Here is a 20628-nt window from a genome sequence, read left to right as displayed (position 1 = left end):
GTAGAGACCGCGGCCCGTCCGGCACATCGGCAGGAATACGTATCCGCTACCGGGGTTCGCGGGGCAGGCCCAGCACGCGCTCGCCGATGATGGTGCGCTGGATCTCGTTCGAGCCCGCGTAGATGGTGTCCGACCGGGAGAACAGGTAGAGCCGCTGCTCGTCGCTCAGGTCGTACGGCGGGCCGTCGGCGACCATGCCGGCCGCGCCGAGCACGTCCATGGCCAGCTCGCCGAGCTCGCGGTGCCACACGCCCCACACCAGCTTGGAGATGGACGACTCCGGGCCCGGCGCGCCCGCCGCGATGCCGGCCATCGTGCGGACGGCGTTGAGCCGCATGACCTCCAGCCCGATCCAGGAGCGGACGAGCCGGTCGCGCAGCAGGGGGTCGTCGACCGCGCCGGTCCTGCGGGCCAGCGCGACGATCGCCTCCAGCTCGCGGCGGAAGCCCACCTGCTGGCCGAGCGTGGCCACGCCGCGCTCGAAGCCGAGCGTCGCCATGGCGATCTTCCAGCCGTCGCCGGGCGCGCCCACGATGTTCGCGGCGTCCGTCACCGCGCCGTCGAAGAACACCTCGTTGAACTCGCTCGTCCCGGTCATCTGGACGATGGGCCGGATCTCCACCCCGTCCTGCCGCATGGGCACGAGCAGGTAGGACAGGCCGCGGTGACGCGCCGAGCCCGGCTCGGTGCGGCAGACCACGAAGCACCAGTCGGCCTCCATGGCCAGGGAGGTCCACACCTTCTGGCCGGTGACCCGCCAGCGGTCGCCGTCCAGCTCGGCGCGGGTCTGCACGTTGGCCAGGTCGGAACCGGCGTTCGGCTCGGAGTAGCCCTGGCACCACAGCTCCCGCGCGGCCACGATCGGGGGCAGGAAGCGGGCGCGCTGCTCGTCGGTGCCGAACGCGATGATCGTCGGGCCGAGCAGGTTCTCGCCGATGTGGCCGACCCGGGCGGGCGCGCCGGCCAGCGCGTACTCTTCGTGGAAGGCGACCTGCTCCTCGACGCTCGCGCCCCGCCCGCCGTACTGCTCGGGCCAGCCCAGACAGGTCCAGCCGGCCTCGGCCATGTGCCGCTCCCAGGCCAGCCGCACGTCGAACGCCTCGTGCTCGCGGCCGGGCCCGCCCAGCCCCCGGGCGCCGGCGAACTCGCCCGACAGGTTGCCCTCCAGCCAGGCCCGCACCTCTGCCCTGAACGTCTCGCTCCGGTTCACACCTGACACTCTACCAAACAGTTGTTAGAATACCCGCTATGTTCACCACCGAGGAGCAGGAGGAGCTGCGGCGCACCGTCCGCGCCCTGCTCGAGCGCAATCCCCCGGCCCGCCCGGCGCCCGACGCGACGCCGGAGTACGACGAGACCGTCTGGCGGCTGCTCGCCGACCAGGTGGGGGCCTTCGGCCTGGCCGTCCCCGAGGAGCACGGCGGGGCGGGCTTCTCGTACGCCGAGACCCACGTGGTGTGCGAGGAGCTGGGCCGCGCGCTCGCCGTGGTGCCCTACCTCGGCTCGGCCGTCCTCGCCGCCGACGCGCTGCTGGCGTGCGGCGCGACCGCCGACCTGCCCGGCATCGCCGACGGCGGCCGCGTCGCCGCGCTGGCCTGGGCCGAGAGCGGGACGTGGGACCCGGGGGCGATCCACGCCCGCGTGGCGGACGGCCGGCTCACGGGCGTCAAGGAACATGTGCTCGACGGCGCACGCGCCGACCTGTTCCTCGTGCCCGCCGCCACCCCCGAGGGCGGTCTCGGCGTGTACGCCGTCGAGGGCGGCGCCCCGGGCATGCGGGTCGAGCCGTTGGTGACGCTGGACCGGACCCGGCCGCAGGCGCGCGTGGTCTTCGACGGCGCCCCGGCGCGGCTCCTCACCGCCGACGGGCCCCGCGTGCTGGAGCGCCTGCTCGCCGTGGCCGCGACCGCGCTGAGCGCCGAACAGCTCGGCGGGGCGTCGCGCTGCCTGGAGATCACGCTGGAGTACGTGAAGACCAGGGAGCAGTTCGGCCGCCCGATCGGCTCGTTCCAGGCGGTCAAGCACCGCCTGGCCGACCTGTACGTGCTGGTCGAGTCGGCCAGGTCGGTCAGCTACGACGCGGCCCGCGCGCTCGCCGAGGACGCCGCCGACCTGCCGGTGCGGGCCGCGGCGGCGCAGGCGTACTGCGCCGAGGCGTTCTCCACGGTTGCGGCCGAGACCATCCAGCTGCACGGCGGCATCGGCTTCACCTGGGAGCACGAGGCGCATCTGTACTTCAAGCGGGCCCACTCGGCGGCGAAGCTGTTCGGCGACGCCGCCTGGCACCGCGCCCGCCTCGCCCCCGCCGTACTCGGCGGCTGACCGGGCCGGCCGTCGTCAGAGGCGCTTGAGGCAGCCCGGCACGCGTGGAGGCTTCGGCCCGCGCACGGGGTCAACGGCAGCGTGGGGCGCGTCCTCGCGTCGCGGCCGGAGGCGCTCGGTCAGACCCGCTGGATGATCGCGCCGGTGGCCAGCGCGCCGCCCGCGCAGATGGCGACCATCGCCGTCTCCTGGTCGCGCCGCTCCAGTTCGCCGATCGCGGCGGCGATGAGGCGGATGCCGGTCGCCCCGACGGGGTGACCGATCGCGATCGCGCCGCCGTTGACGTTGAGCCGGTCCTGATCGACGCCGTGGACGTGCGCGAACGACATGGGGATCGAGGCGAACGCCTCGTTGACCTCGAAGAGGTCGATGTCGGCGATCTTCATGCCGGTGCGGGCGAGCAGCTTCTCCGCCGCCCTGACCGGGCCGTCGAGCAGGAACTCGGGCTCCGCGCCCACCAGGCACTGGGCCACGATGCGGGCACGCGGGCGCATTCCGAGCTCACGGGCCCGCTCCTCGTCCATCAGCACGGCCGCGCTCGCGCCGTCGGAGATCTGCGAGGCGGTGCCCGCGGTGTGCAGGCCGCCCTCCAGGATCGGTTTGAGACCGGCCAGCGCCTCCGTGCTGGTCTCGCGCAACCCCTGGTCCCTCGTGACGGTCGCGGGCCCGTCGCCGCCGGGCAGGTCGGCAGGCACGGTCACCGGGATGATCTGCCCGTCGAACCTGCCCTCCGCCCACGCCCGCGCGGCCCGCTCCTGGGAGCGGAGTCCGAAGGCGTCGAGTCCCTCGCGCGTGAAGCCCCGGCGGCGGGCGATCCGGTCGGCGGCCACATACTGGGCGGGCATGTCGCGGTCCCAGGAGTCGGGCCGGGGCCGGCCGGCGCCCTCGCCGACGTTGGCCATCAGCGGCACCCGGGACATGACCTCGATGCCGCAGGCCATGCCGACGTCGATCACGCCCGCCGCGATCTGCGCGGCGATCAGGTGCACCGCCTGCTGCGCCGACCCGCACTGGCTGTCGATGGTGGTGGCCCCGGTCTCCTCCGGCAGGCCCGCGTGCAGCCAGGCCGTACGGGTGACGCTGCCGGACTGCTCCCCCGCCTGGGTGACGCAGCCGCCGATGACCTGCTCGACCAGGTGCGGGTCGAGGCCGAGGCGCTCCAGCGCCCCGCGCTGCGCCACCCCGAGCAACTCGGCGGCGTGCAGCCCGGAGAGCCATCCGCCCCGGCGCCCGAACGGCGTCCGCGCGGCGTCGACGATGACCGGAGTTCCCATGCGCTCTCCCGTTCGCGTGCCGGAATCTGGGTTGATCGGCGTCTGGGGCTCATGGTGTCCCTCCCCCCGCCGTCTCGGCCAAGTGTGATCCCGGTCAGCGGAACCGGCCGCGCACCCTGGGCAGGTCACGGCCGATTACCCGACAAGCCACACAAAACCTCATATGTCACATAAGTCCAGGCGCTTTGCCGATATTTTGCGAAGTTTCGTCCGAAAAGCCCGAATAGTCATGGCACGCTGATTCGCATGTTCGCTCGGAAGCTTTCTCTTGGTGTCTCCATGGCCGCCTTTGCCCTGGTCACGGGGGTGGCGTCGCCGGTTCTCGCGTCTCCCGCCCTGGCCGCTCCCGGCCTGGCGCAGCACCTTTCCGCGCACGCGTACGCGGCGCCGCACGTGCACGGGCGGGCCGTCTATCTGTGGGACGCCACGACCGGGCAGGACCTGCTGGACAAGCAGGCCGGTGAGCGCATGCCGGTCGCCAGCCTGACCAAGATGATGACCGCCTACATCGTCCTGCGGGATGCGAACCTCGACGACCAGGTCACGATCAAGCGGCAGGACCTCGAGTACGCCTGGGACAACGACGGCTCGACGGCCGACCTGGAGGCCGGCGACACCCTGCCGGTCCGCGAACTGCTGTACGCCCTGCTGCTCCCCTCGGGCGCGGACGCGGCGCACGCCCTGGCCCGCGTGTACGGCCCCGGCGTGCCCGGTTTCGTGGACAAGATGAACGCCGCCGCACGCGAACTCGGCCTGAACGACACCCTGTACGTCAACGCCGACGGGCTCCCGACGTCCCACGGCGACGGTTACTCCACGGCACGCGACCAGGCCAGGCTCGCGGAGATCGCGCTGCGCAACCCGGTCTTCAAGAAGGTCACCTCGACCAGCCAGCACTCGACCGAGGACGGCCGGTACGACTGGTACAACACCAACCACATGCTCGGCCTGCCGGGCGCGATCGGCGTGAAGACCGGCTCCACGAACGCCGCCGGGTTCTGCCTGGCGTTCGCGGCCGACCGGGACGGCCACCGGCTGATCGGGATCATCCTCGGCGAGGACGTCGCCAGCCGCCGCTGGGACACCGCCGAGACACTGCTCGACTGGGCGACCGACTCCGGCCGCTGAGCCGGCGTACAACCCGGCATACGGCACGGCATACGGCGAGGCGGGCCCGCGCAATACTCCCGCGGGCCAGAAAACAGAGCCTTCCCGGATCGGTCAAACCCGGTTAGGTTCCCGATCAGTGTCCATCGGGGGGCCTGACTGCTGGACCGTTCGGACCGTCATTGGACCCGAAGGAGAGCCCAATGCGCGCCTCGCTCGGCATGCGGGCCGCCGTCGCCACCGCGGCGTCCGCCCTCGTACTTCCCCTCCTGCCGGCCGCGCCGGCGAACGCCGACCCCGACCCCGCCCTCATCGCGCGGACGGTGGTCGCGTCGGCGGTGAAGAAGCACCTGCGCGAGCTGCAGGACATCGCGAACGCCAACGGCGGCACCCGCGCCGCCGGCACTCCCGGTTTCGCGGCCTCCCGCGACTACGTCGCCGGGGTGCTGAAGAAGGCCGGCTACACGGTGACCCTGCAGGAGTTCGACTTCCCGTTCTTCAAGGAGAACTCCATCGCGGCCCTGCAGCGGACCGCGCCCTCCCCCAAGACGTACGCGCCCACCCCGCCGGACGGCAGCAGCGTCGGCGACTTCGCCACGATGACCTACTCCGGGTCGGGAGACGTCACCGCGGCCGTCCGGAACGTCGACCTCGTGCTGCCTCCCGGCCCCACGCCCAACACGTCGACCTCCGGCTGCGAGGCCGCCGACTTCGCCGGCTTCCCGGCGGGCGCCGTCGCGCTGGTGCAGCGCGGCACCTGCACCTTCCAGGTGAAGGCCGAGAACGCGCAGGCCGCGGGCGCGTCCGCGGTGATCATCATGAACGAGGGCCAGCCGGGGCGCACCGATACCCTGCAGGGCACGCTGGGCGAGCCCACCGTGCACATCCCCGCCGTGGGCGTGGGCTTCGCGGTCGGCCAGGAACTGTCGGCCGCCGGAACCACGGTGCACGTGAAGACCGACACCACCAGCGAGATCCGTAAGACCCACAACGTCATCGCCGACTCGCGGTGGGGCGACCCGAACAAGGTGGTGCAGCTCGGCGCGCATCTGGACAGCGTGCTGGCGGGGCCCGGCATCAACGACAACGGCTCCGGCAGCGCTGCGATCCTGGAGGTCGCCACCGCGTTCGGCAAGATCCCGACCAGGAACAAGCTGCGCTTCTCCTTCTGGAGCGCGGAGGAGCTGGGCCTGCTCGGCTCCGAGCACTACGTCGCGAGCCTGTCCCCCGCCGACCTGGCGAAGATCAAGCTGTACCTGAACTTCGACATGGTCGCCTCCCCGAACTACGCCCTGAAGATCTACGACGGTGACGACTCCGACGCCACCGGCGCCGGTCCCGGTCCCGATGGCTCCGGCGAGATCGAGAAGCTCTTCGAGAAGTACTTCGACACGCTCCGTCAGGGCCACAACGGCACCGACTTCGACGGACGCTCGGACTACGGGCCGTTCATCGACGCCGGGATTCCGTCCGGCGGGACGTTCAGCGGCGCCGAGGGCGTCAAGACAGCCGAGGAGCAGTCGATGTTCGGCGGCACCGCCGGCCAGGCGTACGACTCCTGCTACCACCAGGCCTGCGACACCATCGCCAACATCGACGACAAGGCCCTCGCGCTGAACACCGGCGCGATCGCCACCGCCGCGGCCGTCTACGCCTTCAGCCGGGACCTGCCCGGTCCGGACAACCGCACCACCGCCGCCGCCGCGCGCACCACTGCGGTTGCCGCCGGGTCTGCCACGGCCCACGTGGGCGAGGCGCACGGCGTGCCCGCCCAGTGATCCCCACGCCGATCCGCACGCGATAGCCGTACGCGCGGGCCCCGCCGGACGACGTCCGGCGGGGCCCGTTTCACGGGGTCGTCAGCCCGTGAAGTTCACGTCGCTGCAGAAGAAGAACGTCTGGTCCATGTGCGAGGCCTGCCAGATCGTGTAGACCACGGCCCGGCCGCTGCGGCCCGACGTGCTGAGGTTGACCGAGTAGTACTGCCCGGGGGCGTACTTGCCGGTCTTGGTGAGCAACTGCAGGTCGTTCCAGCCGACCGCCTGCCGGGTCGGGTCGAAGCCCGGCTTGGTGACGTAGACGAGCAGGTAGTCGGCGCCGTGGCCGGCCTGGTCCCACAGCTTGATCGTGAAGTTGTTGCGGACGTCGGTCGCCTTCCACGCGCCGGGGACGTCCATGGCGCTGTAGCGGCCGTTCTCCGCGTGGCCGCCGCTGCACAGCTGGCCGTCGGGGATCGCGGCCTGGAAGTTGCCGCCGAGGTTCATGCGGTAGAGGCCGTTCCAGTTCCACATGGCGGTGGTGTCGGCCTGCCACGCCTGCCAGCACATCGGGTCCTGCTGGGCCATCGCCGGGTTCTGGAAGTCACTCCCCCAGCGCTGCCAGCAGCCGTAGTTGCGGGAGGCCGGGTCCACGATCGAGCCGTGGGCGGAGGCGGCGCCCGCCCAGGTGACCAGGCAGGCGACCGACGCGGTCAGCAGGGCCGTGATGCGCAGGGCCCAGCGGCGGATCCGGGGATGTGAATGCGCGTGCACTGTTGGGTCTCCATCTTCCGGTGGGGGATTCCGGGCCAGATGGGGAGCGCTCCCAGACTTCGTCAGCGACGATAGTTGACCGCGTTTTGTTCGGCCAGCCGACCAACGATGGTCATGAGGCGGAGCTTCCTCACCTGCGGGTTCCCCCTCCGGCGGACTGGCTCACCGTGCACGTTTCATTCACTCGCGGTCGCGAGGGGCCTGCTGCCCCTGCTCCGACTTGGCCAGGAACGGCGAGCGGCCGAGGATGACGATGCCCACCACGAGCGCCACCAGGCCGCCGACCTCCCCCGCGAGAGCCGGGGGATCGACACGCAGGCGCTCATTGAAGATCACGACTCCCAGGACGATGCCGACGATCGGCTCGGTCGCGGTGGTGGCGGGCAGCGAGATCCGCAGCGGCGCGGCGTCGAAGGCGCTCTGGTTGAGCAGGATGCCGATCGCCGCGATCACGGGCAGCAGGTAGGGCTCCCACGAGGTGAACAGCGCCGCCGGTCCATGCGCCAGCGTCAGCAGGGACCCGCGAGTCAGCGCGTCCTGCAGGCCGTACAACGCCCCCGCGGCCGCGGCGAGCAGCATCGCCTTGGTCTGCAGGGGCGCCCGCAGCGCCACGGCGACCATGCCCGCGGCCACTCCCGCCACGACCAGCACGGCGATCCACACCACGGAGCCCGACGCCGGCATCCCGCCGCCCTGGGGACGGCCGGCCACGAGGAAGGCGGCCACACCGCCGCTGACCAGCACCGCGCCCAGCCACTCCCCCGCGCCCAGGCGCTCCTGATAGAACAGGGCCGCCGCGGCGAGGGCGAAGATCAGGTTGGTCGCCAGAAGCGGCTCCACGGAGGCCACGTCGGCACGTCGCAGGGCCAGCGCCCCGAGGACCTGCCCGCCGACCATTGTGGCGATCCCGGCCAGCCACACCGGCTTGCGTGCCAGGTCGAACAGCAGGCGCACGTGCAGCATCTCGCCCAGCGGTTCGGTGTACGCGACGTGCTGCTGCGCGACCCAGCCCAGGCCGAGGAGGGCCGCGGCCGCGAGACCGAGAACCACCGTGACGATCACGGCGGCACCCCGCCCCCCGGAGCCCTCGGCATCATGATCGGTCACTCCCCTCGGCGGCCGGGTCTCCCATGTATCCGCCCATCCCCCCCGACGGCGGCCTCATGTCCGGTGGTATAGTTTTGGGCAATCGTCCAAGTCGGCCGACCAAGGCAAACGCCCAAGTCGGTCGTACGAGAACTGAACGGAGCACGTGAGAGATGGCGGAGGCGTCCGCGGACCGGGGCAGGACCACCCGGCAACGGCTGCTCGGCGCGGCGGCGGCCCTGATCGCCGAGGTCGGCTGGGGCGGCGTCAGCACGCGGATGGTGGCCGAGCGGGCCGGGGTCGCCCCCGGAGTCGTCCACTATCACTTCGCGTCGCTGCCCGATCTGCTGATCGCGGCCTCGACCGGGGTCGCGCGCGCGATGCTGGAGGAGCTGACCGGGCGGCTGGCGGAGCAGCCCGACCCCGAGACCGGCGTCGAGTGGCTGCTGGGCGAGCTGTCCCGCTACACGGGAACCGACCCCGCCTCCCTGCTGATCGTCGAGATGTACCTGGCGGCCGCCCGGCTGCCCGATCTGCGCGACCGGCTGCATGAAATCGTCGCCGACTCCCGCGCCCGCGTCGCCGCCTGGCTGCGCGAACGCGGCCACTACGCCGGCCGCCCCGGTGACGCCGAGGCGGCCGCCGCGGTCCTCGTCGCGGCGGTGGACGGCCTGGTGCTGCACCGCGGGCTCGACCCCGACCTCGACCTCACCGCTCTGGCCGGGCCGCTGCGGGCGATGGTGCGTACGGACGGACACGAGGAAGGTGGAGGAACATGAGAGCGATCGTCTGCGGTGCCGGGATAGCCGGAACGGCCCTGGCATGGCACCTGGAACGCGCCGGCTGGGACGTCGAACTGGTCGAGCGCGCCCCGGCGTTCCGCGACGGTGGATACATGATCGACTTCTACGGCCCCGGGCTGGAGGCGGCCGGGCGGATGGGGCTGCGCCCCCTGCTCGAGGAGGTCCGTCACCCCGTCAACGAGATCGGCTACGTCGACGGCTCCGGCCGGCAGACCAGCCGTCTCGCCGTCAAGGCGGGATTCGCCGAGGTGGTCAGCCTGCTGCGGGGCGACCTCGCCCGCGTGCTCGCCGAGCAGGTCCGCGCGCCGGTCCGGTACGGCACGACGGTCGCGGCCGTCAGGCAGGACGCCGGGGGCGTCGAGGTGGAACTGACCGACGGCACCCGGCACGAGGCCGACCTGCTGGTCGGCGCCGACGGCGTGCACTCACGGGTCAGGGAGCTGGTCTTCGGTCCCGAGGAGCGCTTCGTCCGCTATCTCGGCCACCATGTGGCCGCGTACGTGGTCGAGGACGAGGACCTCAGCCGGCGGGTCGGCCCGCGTTACCGGATGCTGACCGTGCCGCATCTGATGGCCGGGGCCTACGCGGTGGGCGGGAACCAGCTCGCCCTGCTGTTCCTGCGCCACGAGCCCGACCCCGCCGTCCCCGCCGACCCGGCCGCCTCGCTGCGCCGGCACTTCGGGCACCTCGGCTGGATCCTGCCCGAGGTGCTCCACAGGTGCCCGCAGCCGCCGGAGCTGTACTACGACCAGGTGACACAGGTCGAGGCCCCCCAGTGGAGCAGCGGCCGCGTGGTCCTGCTCGGCGACGCCTGCCAGGCGGTCTCCCTGTTCGCCGGGCACGGCGCGTCCCTCGCGGTGGCCGCGGCGTGGGTGCTCGCCGGCGAGCTTCGCGCGGCCTCCTCAGGGGACCTGTCCCCCGCGCTCGACCGGTACGCCGCACGCATGCGGCCGGTCGTCGGCGACGTCCAGGCGTTCGGCCGCCGTTTCCTCCCCTGGATGGCGCCGTCCAGCCGCCTGCGCATCACGGCCCGCGACTGGCTGCTGCGGCTGGCCTCCCTCCCCGGAGCCGACCGGCTCTTCATGAACAGCCTCAGCCCCGGCGGTCACCGCCTCATCACCTGACCCGGAGGTCCTCCCGGCCCGGCGGGTGACGGTCGTAGGCTCGGACCGTGGCGACCAGAGCATTCGACGCGGTGCTGTGCGACTTCGACGGCGTCCTGAAATTTCAGGATCTTGAGCAGCAGGCGGAGATCGAGCGGACGTACGGGGTGGAACCGGGGACCGTGGCCCGGGTGACCGGCGAATCGGCGCTGGTGGCGCCGGCCCTGACCGGGCTGGTGACCCGCGAGGAGTGGCTGGCCTCGGCCGTTCCCGTCCTCGCCGGGCTGGTGGGCTCGGCCGCGCGGGCGAGCGCGCTGACCGCCGACTGGCTGGCCGCCCGCACCTGGGCGGACGAGGAGGTGCTCGCGCTGCTCACGCGGGCGCGGGCCCGCGTCCCCGTCGTGCTCGTCAGCAACGCCACCTCGGAACTGGCCTCCCACCTGCGCGAGCTGGAGCTGCACGACGCCTTCGACCACGTCGTGAGCAGTTACGACGTAGGGGTGGCCAAGCCCGACCCGCGGATCTTCGAGATCGCCGCCCGGCACGCGGGCGTGCCACCGGGGCGGTGCCTGTTCGTCGACGACCGCGCCGAGAACGTCGGCGCGGCGAGGGTGCTCGGCATGACCGGGGTCGTCTTCCGCGCCCCGGCGGACCTGGAGACGGCGCTGTTCCCACTGTTCGAGGAGGCTTCCTGATGGCGGTGCGGCGAGTGCTTGCCTTCGTGGACCGGCCGCGCGAGCGGTTCGAGGATGCCGCGGCGTTCTGGACCGCCGTCACCGGCACACGCCTGTCTCCCCGTCGGGGCGACGACGGGGAGTTCGCCACGCTGCTGCCCGAGTCCGGCGACGCCTGCGTGAAGCTCCAGGCGGTGGACGGCGAAGGCGGCGCCCATCTCGATCTCGAGGTGGACGACGTCCGGGCCGCCGTCGCCGGGGCCGAGGCGCTCGGCGCCGCCGTCGCCGCCGACCACGGTGACTGGGCCGTGCTGCGCTCCCCCGAGGGCAGGGCGTTCTGCCTCGTCGCGTGGGAAGGTGCGGCGCGGCGGCCGCCCGTGTTCGCCGGCACCCGCCTCGACCAGGTCAGCCTCGACATCGCGCCCGACGCGTACGAGGAGGAGACGGCGTTCTGGGCGGCGCTGACCGGGTGGCCCCCGCGCCGGGGATCGGTGCCCGAGTTCACGGCGCTGACGATGCCGGGGATGCCGGTGCGGATTCTCCTGCAGCGGCTCGGCGAGGGGCCCGGCCGGTCGGCCCACGTCGACCTGGCCTGCGCCGATCCCGAAGCCGCTCGCGCACTGCACGAGCGGCACGGCGCGAAGGTCGTGACGCGGGGGCGGCACTGGATCGTCATGCGCGACCCGGCCGGCGGGATCTACTGCCTCACGGAGCGGGATCCGGAGACCGGCGCCCTGCTCTCCTGAGTGATCAGGCGGCAGTTATCAGGCTGCGGGGCGCAGGTGCCGCAGCGCGGTGGCGAGCCGGGCCAGTTCGGCCACCATCGTGTCCGCCGCCGTGTTCATCACGTCGTTGGGCTGCAGCCGGCCCTCCTCGTCGAGGAGCTGGGCGACGAAGGGGATGGAGACCGCCTCGAACACCGGCACCATCTTCAGCGTGGTGACGACCTGCTTGAGCATCTGCACCGCCCGCGTGCCCGCCGAGACGCCGCCGTAGCTGACGAACCCGACCGGCTTGTACTGCCACTCGTGGTGCAGGTAGTCGATCGCGTTCTTCAGCACGGCGTTGAAGCCGTAGTTGTACTCCGGCGTGACGAACACGAACGCGTCGCCGCGCTCGATGGTGGCGCTCCACTCCTTGGTGTGCCGGTGGACGTACTGCCGGAGCCGGGGGTGGTTGGGCTCGTCCATGAACGGCAGGTTCACCTCGGCCAGGTCGACGAGCTCGACCTCGAAGGCGTCCTGGGCCACCGCGCGCTCGTGGAACCACTCCGCGACCGGTAGCCCCGTGCGGCCCGGGCGGGTGCTCGCGATGACGATCTGCAGAACGGGCTTCGCCACAATTCCCCCAAAACAGTCATAAGTGGAAATAACCCGGTCAACAGTACGCCGTGATCGAGAAGGCGACCGACTCGGCATGCCCCTCACAACCCGCCGCGTATCGGGTGCCGGCGATGCCGGTCACGCGGTGCCGGCCTCGGACAACGCCTCGGATGTCATGGTCCGCAGGAACGGAATGATGATCAGCAGGGCGGCCACGGCGAAGACCGTGAAGGCCGTCCGCATGCCGAACCACTCGGCGAGGAGGCCCACCAGCCCGGCCCCCAGCGGCATGGCGCCCCAGCTGAAGAGCCTGGCCGCGGCGTGGTACCGGCCGAGCATGGAGCCGTCGACCAGGCGTTGGCTGATGGTGCGTGCGTTCACCGTCCACAGGATGCCGCCCATGCCGCCGAGGAAGGCGCCGCCGGCCACCACCCACAGGTTGGTGGAGAAGACCGGGGCGGCCACCATGGCCACGGTGCCGACGAGGTCGGCGAACATCGACCAGCGGCGGCCGAGCAGCCGGTTGACGCCGGTGACCGTGAGCGCTCCCACCAGGCCGCCCACGCCGAGCGCGCTGACCAGGATGCCGTACTCCCGGGCGTCGAGGTGCATGAGCGAGGTGGCGACCAGGGGCATGAGGGCGAGCCATGCCCCCCAGCACGCACACAGAACGGTCAGCGCGAGCGCCATCAGCCGCAGCACGCGCTGCCGCCACAGGAAACGGATGCCTTCCGCGATGCGCTGGTTGACCGAGCCGGTCGGCCGCGCGTCGTCCTGGCGCGGCCGGAAACGGCCGACGAGGAGGACAAGGATCAGCGTGCCGATCAGATAGCCGGCGCCGGTCCAGCCCAGCGCCACACTGGTGCCGGCGGTGACCAGGAGCCCGCCCACGAAGGGCCCGCAGAACTCGTTGCACACGGTTTCCGCACCTGCCAGCCAGGCGTTCGCCCGCTCCTGCGCGGCCGGGACGACCGCGGAGGGGACGAGCGTCGCGGCGGAGGTGAGGGCGACGACCTCGGCGACGCCCAGCACGAGACCCGCGATGTAGAGGGCGGGGAGGGTCACCGCGTCGCGCAGGGCGAGGGTCAGGAGGACGGCGACGACGAGGATCCGGGCGCCGTCGGCCAGCCACAGCAGCCGGCGGCGGTCGAAGCGGTCCACCAGCACGCCCACGTGCAGTGCGATCAGCAGCCACGGGAGGGTGAGGGTGAGGCCGACCCCCGCCACCTGTGCGGGCGAATCGGTGAGCGGGATCGCCGCCAGGGGCAGGACGACCTTGGTGACGCCGTCGGCCAGGTTCGTGACGGCGGTGAACGCCACCAGGACCGCGGTGTTGCGGGTGCTGCGGTCAGGTGTGGCGGCCCGTGTCGTCCGCCGTACCGGCTCCTTGTGCGGCACCCGCGCGTCGAGCACGTCATCCATGTCAGTAACCCCCTAAACGCATTTGCTGGTTACTATGCCATGGCGTCTCCCCGTCGTACAATTACGATCACTTCGTCCGACGTCCTCACGGAACAGGGACGGAACAGTGATCCTCTAAGGCCCGGCCCCAAGACAGAGAACCCCGCTTCCCAGCGCGGGGAGCGGGGTTCGAGCATGTCAGGGGCTATTTGGCCAAGTGCCTGCTGATGACCAGACGCTGGATCTGGTTGGTGCCCTCGAAGATCTGCATGATCTTGGCCTCGCGCATGTAGCGCTCGACGCGGAACTCGCGCGTGTAGCCGTATCCGCCGAAGACCTGGACCGCGTCGGTGGTGACCCGCATCGCGGTGTCGGTCGCGACGAGCTTGGCGACGCTGGCCTGCCTGCTGTACGGCAGGCCGGCGTCGCGGCGGCGGGCCGCGTCGAGGTACGTCGCCCTGGCGCAGTCCACGCCCGCGGCCATGTCGGCGAGCAGGAAGCCGAGCCCCTGATGGTCGATGATCTTCTTGCCGAACGCCTCGCGCTCCTTGGCGTACGCGACGGCCTCGTCGAGCGCGGCCTGGGCGAGGCCGACGGCGCAGGCGGCGATGCCCAGCCTGCCGGAGTCGAGTGCGCCGAAGGCGATGGGCAGGCCCTGGCCCTCCGCGCCGATGAGACGCTCGGCGTCGATCAGCACGCCGTCCCAGTGGGCGGTCGTGGTGGGGACGGCGTGCAGGCCCATCTTCTCCTCGGGGCGGCCGAAGGTCAGGCCCTCGGCGGCGCCAGGGGCGAGGAAGCAGGAGATGCCGCGCGGGCCGGAGTCCGTGCGGGCGAACAGCGCGTAGAAGTCCGCCCGGCCGCCGTGGGTGATCCACGCCTTGGTGCCGGTGATCCGGTAGCCGCCCTCGGTCTTCTCGGCCTTGCAGGCCAGAGCCGCGGCGTCCGACCCGGCCTGGGGCTCCGACAGGCTGTAGCCGCCGATCAGCCGCCCGGCGAGCATGTCCGGCAGCCAGCGCTCCCGCTGCTCCGGCGTGCCGTACACCGCCAGGGGCAGACAGGACAGCGTGTGCACGCTGACCGCGACCGCGACCGCGGCCCACCGCGCGGCCAGCTCCTCGACCACCTGGAGATACACCTCGTACGGCTGCCCGCCGCCGCCGTACTCCTCCGAGTAGGGCAGGCCGAGGAGCCCGGCGGCGCCGAGCGTGGCGAACAACCCCTCGGGGTAGGTCTCGGCGCGCTCGTGCTCGTCGACGCGGCGGGCGAGTTCCTTGTCGGCGATCTCACGGGTCAGCTCGATGAGGTCCCGGGCGTCCGGGCCGGGCAGCAGACGGTCGACGGTCACGATGACTCCTGGAGGACGGGCTCGTTCAGCTCGGCGAGCAGGGTGGCGGCGCGGTCGCGGAACTCCGCGACACGGGCGAGCTTGATGTCCTCGTACCCCCGGATCAGGTCCGGCAGGGCGGCGATCTCGGCGACGACCGCGGCTGTCGCCGGGGTGAGCCGGTCGAGCGCGCGCCTCACCAGCTCGCGATACTCCACGACCAGCGTACGCTCCACCCTGCGGACGGCGGCCTGCCCGAACACGTCGAACGCGGTGCCGCGCAGCACGCGGGCGGCCCGCAGCCCGCGGAACACGACGCCGGCGGACCGGCGCAGCCTGATCTTGCGCTTGAGGCCCATCGCCCGCAGCAGCGGCGGGTGCAGCAGCACCGACACGGCGGCGCCGGGGCCGAACTCCCGCTCGCGCCGGGCCCGCTCCACCGGGTCGAGGTGCAGCCGGGCGACCTCGTACTCGTCCTTGTACGCCATGAGCTTGTGCAGCCCCCGGGCGTACGCGAGCCCGATGCGCGCCCCGGCCTCCTCCCCCGCCCGCTCGGCGGCCAGCTCGGCCGCCACGCGTACCTCCCGTGCGTACGAGCGGGCGTAGGCCGCGTTCTGATAGCCGGTGAGATCGGCGACGCGTACAGCGAGCGTCTCCTCGAGCGCCCCGGTTCCCGCCGCCTCGTGCAGGGCGGCGGCGTCGATCGGAACGGCGGGCACGGCCGGAGGGATCGCGGCCCGGAACACGGCCTCGCGGTCCAGCGCGGCGGCGCGCCCCCAGCGGAAGGCCGCCAGGTTCTGCTCCACGGCAGCCCTGTTGAGGCGGATGGCCCGCTCGATCGCCTCGGCCGAGATCGGGATGCAGCCGTGCTGGTAGGCCGCGCCGACGAGCACGAGGTTGGCGGGCATGTGGTCGCCGAACAACGCCTCGGACAGTGCGCCGGCGTCCAGGTGGAGGCCCGCGTCGGGCACGGTGGCCGACGCGATGCGGGCGATCGCGCCCTCAGCCCCGGAGAGGGCGGCGCGGCCGGTGACCATGGCGGCCGTCGGCACGAGCGCGGTGTTCACGACGGCGACCGTACGCTCCGGCGAGGCGACACCGAGAGTGTCGTCGGCGGCGGCGCCGAGCACGTCGAAGCCGACGAGGACGTCGGCGGTGCCGCGGGCGGCGCGGACCGAGCCGGTGATCGGGTCTGGAGAGATCCGCACGTCGCTGACGACGGGACCGCCCTTCTGCGCCAGCCCGGTCTGGTCGAGGCCGGCGGCGTGCAGGCCGTCGAGGTGTGCGGCCATCTGCAGGATCTGCGAGACGGTCACCACCCCCGTGCCGCCGATGCCGGGCATCCGCAGCAGCACCGAGCGCTCCGGGAAGCGCGGCACCGGCTCGGTCAGCGCCACCGGCGGCTCGGGCACCGGACGCGCGGTCTCAGCTTGCGTCTCGGCGCGAGGCTCGACGAGCAGGAACGACGGGCAGTCGCCCTTGAGGCAGCTCAGGTCGGAGTTGCACGACGCCTGGTGGATGCGGGTCTTGCGGCCGAACTCGGTCTCCACCGGCTGCACGGACAGGCAGGTGGAGGCGTCCCCGCAGTCGCCGCAGCCCTCGCACACGCGCTCGTTGACCACCACTCTGGCCTGCGCCGCGGGCAGCTTGCCGCGCTTGCGCAGCCGTCGCTCCTCGGCCGCGCAGCGGTCGTCGTGGATCAGCACGGTCACCCCGTCGACCGCGGCGAGTTCCTTCTCCACGGCCGGGAGGTCGTCGCGGTGCCGTACGGACGCGATCGGCGCCAGCCGGACGCCTCGGTAGGTCTGCGGCTCCGGCGTGGTGATCACCACCCGGCGCACCCCCTCGGCCGCCAGCCACCGCGTCAGCGCCGGGACGTCGAGGCGGCCCTCGGCGCGCTGCCCGCCGGTCATCGCGACCGCGTCGTTGTAGAGCAGCTTGTACGTCATCGAGACGCCGGCCGCGACGGCGGCGCGTACGGCCAGAGAGCCGGAGTGGTGGAAGGTGCCGTCGCCGAGGTTCTGGGTGAAGTGCCGGTCGGAGGTGAAGGGGGCCAGGCCGAACCACTGGGCGCCCTCGCCCCCCATCTGCGTCATGCCGACCTGCCTGCCGCGTCCGTTGCCGTCCAAGGCGATCATGGCATGGCAGCCGATGCCCGCGCCCACCAACGTGTCGTCGGAGGCGCGCGTGGAGGCGTTGTGCGGGCAGCCCGAGCAGAAGTACGGCGTGCGGGCGGCGACCAGCGGGAGCGTACGGCGCGTGGCCCGAGTGGCGGACGGGGCGGGCGACAGGATGGCCGCCTGCCGGGGAAGGCGGTCCGCGCCGAGACAGGTGGCGAGCGCCGAGGCCACGTCCTCCGCGCCGAGCGTGCCGCGCGACGTCAGCAGTTCCCGGCCGATGACGTCCGGGCGCTGCCCGGTGTCGTACAGCGCCTGCTTGAGGTGCCCCTCCAGGAACGGCACCTTGTCCTCGACCACGAGCACCCGGCCGAGCCCGGCGGTCATGGCGGCGAGGTCGTCGTACGCGAGCGGGAACGGCATGGCGAGCCGGATGAGCCGCAGGCCGAGGTGGTCCATGGCGGCCTCGTCCAGGCCGAGGTCGGCCAGGGCGCGCAGGACCACGGCGTAGGAGGTGCCGGACGCGAGCACGCCCGTCGTGGCCCGCGGCGCGTCGTGGGTCACCCGGTTGAGGCCGTGCGCGCGGGCGTACTCGCGGGCCAGGCCGAGCCTGCGGGTGAGCATGTCGTGCTCGGCCGTGAGTGAGGCCGGGCCGACCAGGGTTGGCGGCGCCCCACGGTCGGCGCGGTCCGGCACCGGGACGCCAGACCGGATGTTCTCGCGCAGTGGTCCGAGGTCGACGGTGGCGGTGGCGTCGGCGACGTCGGCGACGATCTTCAGACCCGCCCACAGGCCGGTGGCCCGCGACAGCGCCACCGCGTGCAGCCCGAGCTCGACGACCTCCGCCACGGAGCCGGGGGCGAGCAGCGGCATCGACAGGCTCTGGCACATCGGCTCGCAGGAGCTGGGCACGGTCGACGACTTGCTGCCGGGGTCGTCGCCGATCCAGGCCACCGCCCCGCCGAGCGGCGCGGTGCCGGCGAGGTTGCCGTGCCGGATCGCGTCGGCGGCCCGGTCGAGGCCCGGGTTCTTCCCATACCAGAACCCGGTCACCCCCTCGTGCCTGCGGCCCGGCACCTGGGCGAGAAGCTGGGTGCCCGCGACCGCCGTGGCCGCGAGCTCCTCGTTGAGGCCGGGCCGGGCCACCACGCCCGCCTCCTCGAGGAACCGCGCTGCCCTCGCCATCTCCAGGTCGACGCCGCCCAGCGGCGAGCCGGGATATCCGGAGACGAAGACCCGCGTGTCCAGGCCGCGCGCGGCGTCGAGGCGGCGCTGCTCCAGGGTCAGCCGCACGAGGGCCTGGACGCCCGAGATCAGCACGGTGCCGTGCTCGGCCGCGTACTTGTCGTCGAGCGAGACGGGAGACGTGGGCACGGGCGGAGACACGGTGCGAACCTCCTGAGGTCTGGAAGTGACCCACAGCACACCAACGCCCCGGGGGTACGCGCAAGCATCGCGCGAGAAACGGCCGGCAAGACGCAAAAAGATGGAGAAGTCCGCCTTGGGCGCTACTGTTCTTTGCGCCGTGCCGTCTGGAGAGGCCGGTCGAAGAGGGAGCACGCCATGGCGGAGATCGACGACATCGACCACGGGCTGCTGCGCCTGCTGCGGGAGGACGGGCGCAGGACCTTCTCCGAGATGGCCGCCGAGATCGGCCTGTCGGTGGCCGCCGTCAAGCGGCGGGTCGACCGCCTGCGCGAGATCGGCGTCATCACGGGCTTCACCGTGCGGATCGACTACGCCAAGCTCGGCTGGGGCATCGAGGCGTTCACCGAACTGCGCTATCCCGGCACGACCCCGGTCGCCAAAATCGTCCGTACCGCCACGGACGTGCCGGAAGTGCAGGAGGTGTTCACCATCGCCGGCGACCCGGACGCGCTCATCCACGTCCGCGTCCGCGACCTCGGGCACCTCCAGCAGGTCATCGACCGGCTGCGCCGCGCCGGCGACGTGACCGGCACCAAGACCCTGCTCGTGCTCGGCTCATGGACCCGTGACGTCGGGCCGGTCGACGACCTCAGTCGTCGTCCTCCCGCCCGTTGAGGCCGGTGGCGTTCACGAAGTCGACCAGCGGGCCGTCGGCGAGCCTGCCGGTCTGGTGCGCCCGTTGCAGCTTGATGAGCAGATCGCGAATGCGCCGTGCGGCCTTGTCGCCCTCGCCCCGGCCCCTGGACAGGTCCCTGGCCGTCTTCCTGATCGCTTCGTGGGCGTCGCGGGCCAGCTTCGGCTCGATGCCGCCCCGGCTCTCCTGCTCCTGGACGGCGTGGTCGAAGGCGGCCAGCCACTCCTGGTAGCTCCGGTAGACGCGGCGCGCGGACGGCGTGGGAGACGGCCTCGGGGACGGCCCGAGGGACGGTGTCCTGGTCGGCCGGGGCGTCGGACTGGTCGAGACCTTCCTCGCCGGGGTGGGTGACGCATCGGCGCGGGTGGCCGCCGGCGACTGGGCCGCGACCGCGGGCTCCGCCTGCCCGCCGCCGTCGGACAGCGCCGCCACCCCGATCGTGACCGCGGCGAGCCCCGCCACCGCGGCGCCGAGCCGGATGAGCGTGCGCCGCTCGGGCGACGCCCCCGCGGCGCGGCCGGCCGGGACGCCGGGCGGCGGGGCGTCGAGCAGCGCCGTGTCGCCCGCACGCGCGCCGCCCGCGTGGGGCGCCTGCGACGGGGGCGGAGTGGGCATTCCCGCCTCCCACGCGGGCCTTCCGGCTTCCCCCGGCGGCATCCCGGCCTCACGTGCCGGATTCCCCGCGGAGAGGGCGACGGCCGCCAGGATCCGGCGCGCGACCTCCGCGTCGGCGGGCCGGTCGGCGGGATCCTTGGCGAGCAGCGCCATGACGAGGCGCTCCAGCTCGGCGGGAATGTCCGGACGGTGCCAGCTGAGCGGCACGGGAGCCTGGTGGATGTGCTGGTACACCAGCTCCGGGGCCGACCCGGTGAACGGCGGATGCCCGCACAGCAGCTCGTAGCAGACGCACCCCAGCGCGTAGAGATCGCAGGCGGATCCGCCGCCCCTGCCGTCGATCTGCTCCGGAGCCAGGTAGGCGGCGGTGCCGACGACGGTGCCCACCATGGTGAGCCGCGCCGCCTCGGTCGCCACCTGGGCGACGCCGAAGTCGACCACCTTGAGCACGCCGCTCGCAGTGAGGTGCAGGTTGGCGGGTTTGACGTCCCGGTGCACGACCCCGGCGCGGTGCGCGGCGTCCAGGCCCGCGGCGGCCTGGCTCATGAGGTGGCACGCCTCCGCCACGCCGTACCGGCCCCGGTCGAGCAGCTCCGCGGCCAGGCTGCGGCCGGTGAGCAGCTCCATCACCAGGTAGGGCCGCGCGTCCTGCTCGCCCACGTCGAGCACCGTGACCACATTCGGGTGGACGACGCGGGCGGCGGCGCGGGCCTCGCGGGCGAAGCGCTCCCGCGAGGCGACCCCGGCGACCTGCGGCGCGAGGATCTTCACCGCCACGGGGCGGTGGGCCCGCAGGTCCCGGCCCCGCCAGACCTCGCCCATCCCGCCCCGGCCGATCAGCTCCTCGAGCTCGTAACGACCGCCGAGCGTGGACGGCACCACGTCCC

General features: G+C 72.8%; 17 protein-coding genes. 8 read left to right on the top strand and 9 right to left on the bottom strand.

Annotated features, from left to right (window positions below; translation table 11 throughout):
- Nucleotides 1-46 precede the first annotated feature (46 nt).
- Nucleotides 47-1210, bottom strand: a complete 1164-nt coding sequence (locus tag FH610_RS00620) for an acyl-CoA dehydrogenase family protein (RefSeq protein ID WP_139572160.1) — start codon at nt 1208-1210, stop codon at nt 47-49.
- Nucleotides 1211-1248: 38 nt separating this feature from the next.
- On the opposite strand from FH610_RS00620, the gene FH610_RS00615 reads away from it, so the two are divergent.
- Nucleotides 1249-2322 carry an acyl-CoA dehydrogenase family protein gene (locus FH610_RS00615; protein ID WP_139572159.1) on the top strand — a complete coding sequence of 358 codons (1074 nt, stop codon included), beginning with the start codon at nt 1249-1251 and terminating at the stop codon, nt 2320-2322.
- Nucleotides 2323-2441: 119 nt separating this feature from the next.
- On the opposite strand, the gene FH610_RS00610 is transcribed toward FH610_RS00615, so the two are convergent.
- Nucleotides 2442-3596, bottom strand: a complete 1155-nt coding sequence (locus tag FH610_RS00610; protein WP_139572158.1) for a steroid 3-ketoacyl-CoA thiolase — start codon at nt 3594-3596, stop codon at nt 2442-2444.
- 279 nt (nt 3597-3875) lie between these two features.
- On the opposite strand from FH610_RS00610, the gene FH610_RS00605 reads away from it, so the two are divergent.
- Nucleotides 3876-4724, top strand: a complete 849-nt coding sequence (locus tag FH610_RS00605) for a D-alanyl-D-alanine carboxypeptidase family protein (RefSeq protein ID WP_205825435.1) — start codon at nt 3876-3878, stop codon at nt 4722-4724.
- Nucleotides 4725-4906: 182 nt separating this feature from the next.
- The gene (locus tag FH610_RS45025; protein WP_139572156.1) at nt 4907-6481 is read left to right on the top strand and encodes a M28 family metallopeptidase; all 1575 of its coding nucleotides are present in this window, start codon (nt 4907-4909) and stop codon (nt 6479-6481) included.
- 81 nt (nt 6482-6562) lie between these two features.
- Here FH610_RS45025 and FH610_RS00595 read toward each other — a convergent pair whose 3' ends face one another.
- Both FH610_RS00595 and FH610_RS00590 read right to left on the bottom strand, forming a co-directional pair.
- The gene (locus FH610_RS00595) at nt 6563-7234 is read right to left on the bottom strand and encodes a lytic polysaccharide monooxygenase auxiliary activity family 9 protein (RefSeq protein ID WP_205825434.1); all 672 of its coding nucleotides are present in this window, start codon (nt 7232-7234) and stop codon (nt 6563-6565) included.
- 180 nt (nt 7235-7414) lie between these two features.
- The gene (locus FH610_RS00590; RefSeq protein WP_205825433.1) at nt 7415-8296 is read right to left on the bottom strand and encodes a DMT family transporter; all 882 of its coding nucleotides are present in this window, start codon (nt 8294-8296) and stop codon (nt 7415-7417) included.
- A 197-nt stretch (nt 8297-8493) separates the two neighbouring features.
- Between FH610_RS00590 and FH610_RS00585 the strand changes: the two genes are divergently transcribed.
- The 4 genes from FH610_RS00585 to FH610_RS00570 are packed head-to-tail and all read left to right on the top strand — an operon-like array spanning nt 8494 to nt 11646.
- Nucleotides 8494-9099, top strand: a complete 606-nt coding sequence (locus FH610_RS00585; protein ID WP_139572155.1) for a TetR/AcrR family transcriptional regulator — start codon at nt 8494-8496, stop codon at nt 9097-9099.
- Nucleotides 9096-10247 carry an FAD-dependent oxidoreductase gene (locus FH610_RS00580; protein ID WP_139572154.1) on the top strand — a complete coding sequence of 384 codons (1152 nt, stop codon included), beginning with the start codon at nt 9096-9098 and terminating at the stop codon, nt 10245-10247. The genes FH610_RS00585 and FH610_RS00580 overlap by 4 nt, the downstream gene beginning before the upstream one ends.
- A 47-nt stretch (nt 10248-10294) precedes the next feature.
- Nucleotides 10295-10921, top strand: coding sequence for an HAD family hydrolase (locus tag FH610_RS00575; RefSeq protein WP_139572153.1), 627 nt, complete (start codon nt 10295-10297; stop codon nt 10919-10921).
- Complete coding sequence (locus tag FH610_RS00570; RefSeq protein WP_139572152.1) at nt 10921-11646, top strand: VOC family protein; 726 nt, start codon at nt 10921-10923, stop codon at nt 11644-11646. The genes FH610_RS00575 and FH610_RS00570 overlap by 1 nt, the downstream gene beginning before the upstream one ends.
- Before the next feature lie 18 nt (nt 11647-11664).
- On the opposite strand, the gene FH610_RS00565 is transcribed toward FH610_RS00570, so the two are convergent.
- From FH610_RS00565 to FH610_RS00550, 4 genes are all read right to left on the bottom strand, one after another.
- Nucleotides 11665-12240: an NADPH-dependent FMN reductase gene (locus tag FH610_RS00565; RefSeq protein ID WP_240808673.1), complete on the bottom strand. Its 576-nt coding sequence runs from the start codon at nt 12238-12240 to the stop codon at nt 11665-11667.
- A gap of 120 nt (nt 12241-12360) precedes the next feature.
- On the bottom strand, nt 12361-13644 hold the full coding sequence (locus FH610_RS00560) for an MFS transporter (RefSeq protein WP_139572150.1): 1284 nt from the start codon (nt 13642-13644) through the stop codon (nt 12361-12363).
- A 184-nt stretch (nt 13645-13828) separates the two neighbouring features.
- Nucleotides 13829-14968 carry an acyl-CoA dehydrogenase family protein gene (locus FH610_RS00555; protein WP_139572149.1) on the bottom strand — a complete coding sequence of 380 codons (1140 nt, stop codon included), beginning with the start codon at nt 14966-14968 and terminating at the stop codon, nt 13829-13831.
- A complete protein-coding gene (locus FH610_RS00550; RefSeq protein WP_205825432.1) occupies nt 14965-18450 on the bottom strand; it encodes an indolepyruvate ferredoxin oxidoreductase family protein in 3486 nt (1161 codons plus the stop codon). The genes FH610_RS00555 and FH610_RS00550 overlap by 4 nt, the downstream gene beginning before the upstream one ends.
- A 177-nt stretch (nt 18451-18627) precedes the next feature.
- On the opposite strand from FH610_RS00550, the gene FH610_RS00545 reads away from it, so the two are divergent.
- Nucleotides 18628-19107 carry an Lrp/AsnC family transcriptional regulator gene (locus tag FH610_RS00545; RefSeq protein ID WP_139572147.1) on the top strand — a complete coding sequence of 160 codons (480 nt, stop codon included), beginning with the start codon at nt 18628-18630 and terminating at the stop codon, nt 19105-19107.
- Here the strand turns inward: FH610_RS00545 and FH610_RS00540 are convergent.
- Nucleotides 19082-20623, bottom strand: a complete 1542-nt coding sequence (locus FH610_RS00540) for a serine/threonine-protein kinase (RefSeq protein WP_139572146.1) — start codon at nt 20621-20623, stop codon at nt 19082-19084. The two genes, FH610_RS00545 and FH610_RS00540, sit on opposite strands and share 26 nt — an antisense overlap.
- Nucleotides 20624-20628: the final 5 nt, after the last annotated feature.

Origin of the sequence: Microbispora catharanthi, assembly GCF_006334915.2 — a bacterium.
Taxonomy (GTDB): domain Bacteria; phylum Actinomycetota; class Actinomycetes; order Streptosporangiales; family Streptosporangiaceae; genus Microbispora; species Microbispora catharanthi.
This window is presented reverse-complemented; position numbering and strand designations above follow the sequence as displayed.

What these genes read in the sequence shown, in the direction of transcription:
- FH610_RS00615 (WP_139572159.1), top strand. Translation starts at nt 1,249, where the DNA reads ATGTTCACCACCGAGGAGCAGGAGGAGCTGCGGCGCACCGTCCGCGCC.
- FH610_RS00560 (WP_139572150.1), bottom strand. Translation starts at nt 13,644, where the DNA reads ATGGATGACGTGCTCGACGCGCGGGTGCCGCACAAGGAGCCGGTACGG.
- FH610_RS00580 (WP_139572154.1), top strand. Translation starts at nt 9,096, where the DNA reads ATGAGAGCGATCGTCTGCGGTGCCGGGATAGCCGGAACGGCCCTGGCA.
- FH610_RS00545 (WP_139572147.1), top strand. Translation starts at nt 18,628, where the DNA reads ATGGCGGAGATCGACGACATCGACCACGGGCTGCTGCGCCTGCTGCGG.
- FH610_RS00610 (WP_139572158.1), bottom strand. Translation starts at nt 3,596, where the DNA reads ATGGGAACTCCGGTCATCGTCGACGCCGCGCGGACGCCGTTCGGGCGC.
- FH610_RS00605 (WP_205825435.1), top strand. Translation starts at nt 3,876, where the DNA reads ATGGCCGCCTTTGCCCTGGTCACGGGGGTGGCGTCGCCGGTTCTCGCG.
- FH610_RS00570 (WP_139572152.1), top strand. Translation starts at nt 10,921, where the DNA reads ATGGCGGTGCGGCGAGTGCTTGCCTTCGTGGACCGGCCGCGCGAGCGG.
- FH610_RS00585 (WP_139572155.1), top strand. Translation starts at nt 8,494, where the DNA reads ATGGCGGAGGCGTCCGCGGACCGGGGCAGGACCACCCGGCAACGGCTG.
- FH610_RS45025 (WP_139572156.1), top strand. Translation starts at nt 4,907, where the DNA reads ATGCGCGCCTCGCTCGGCATGCGGGCCGCCGTCGCCACCGCGGCGTCC.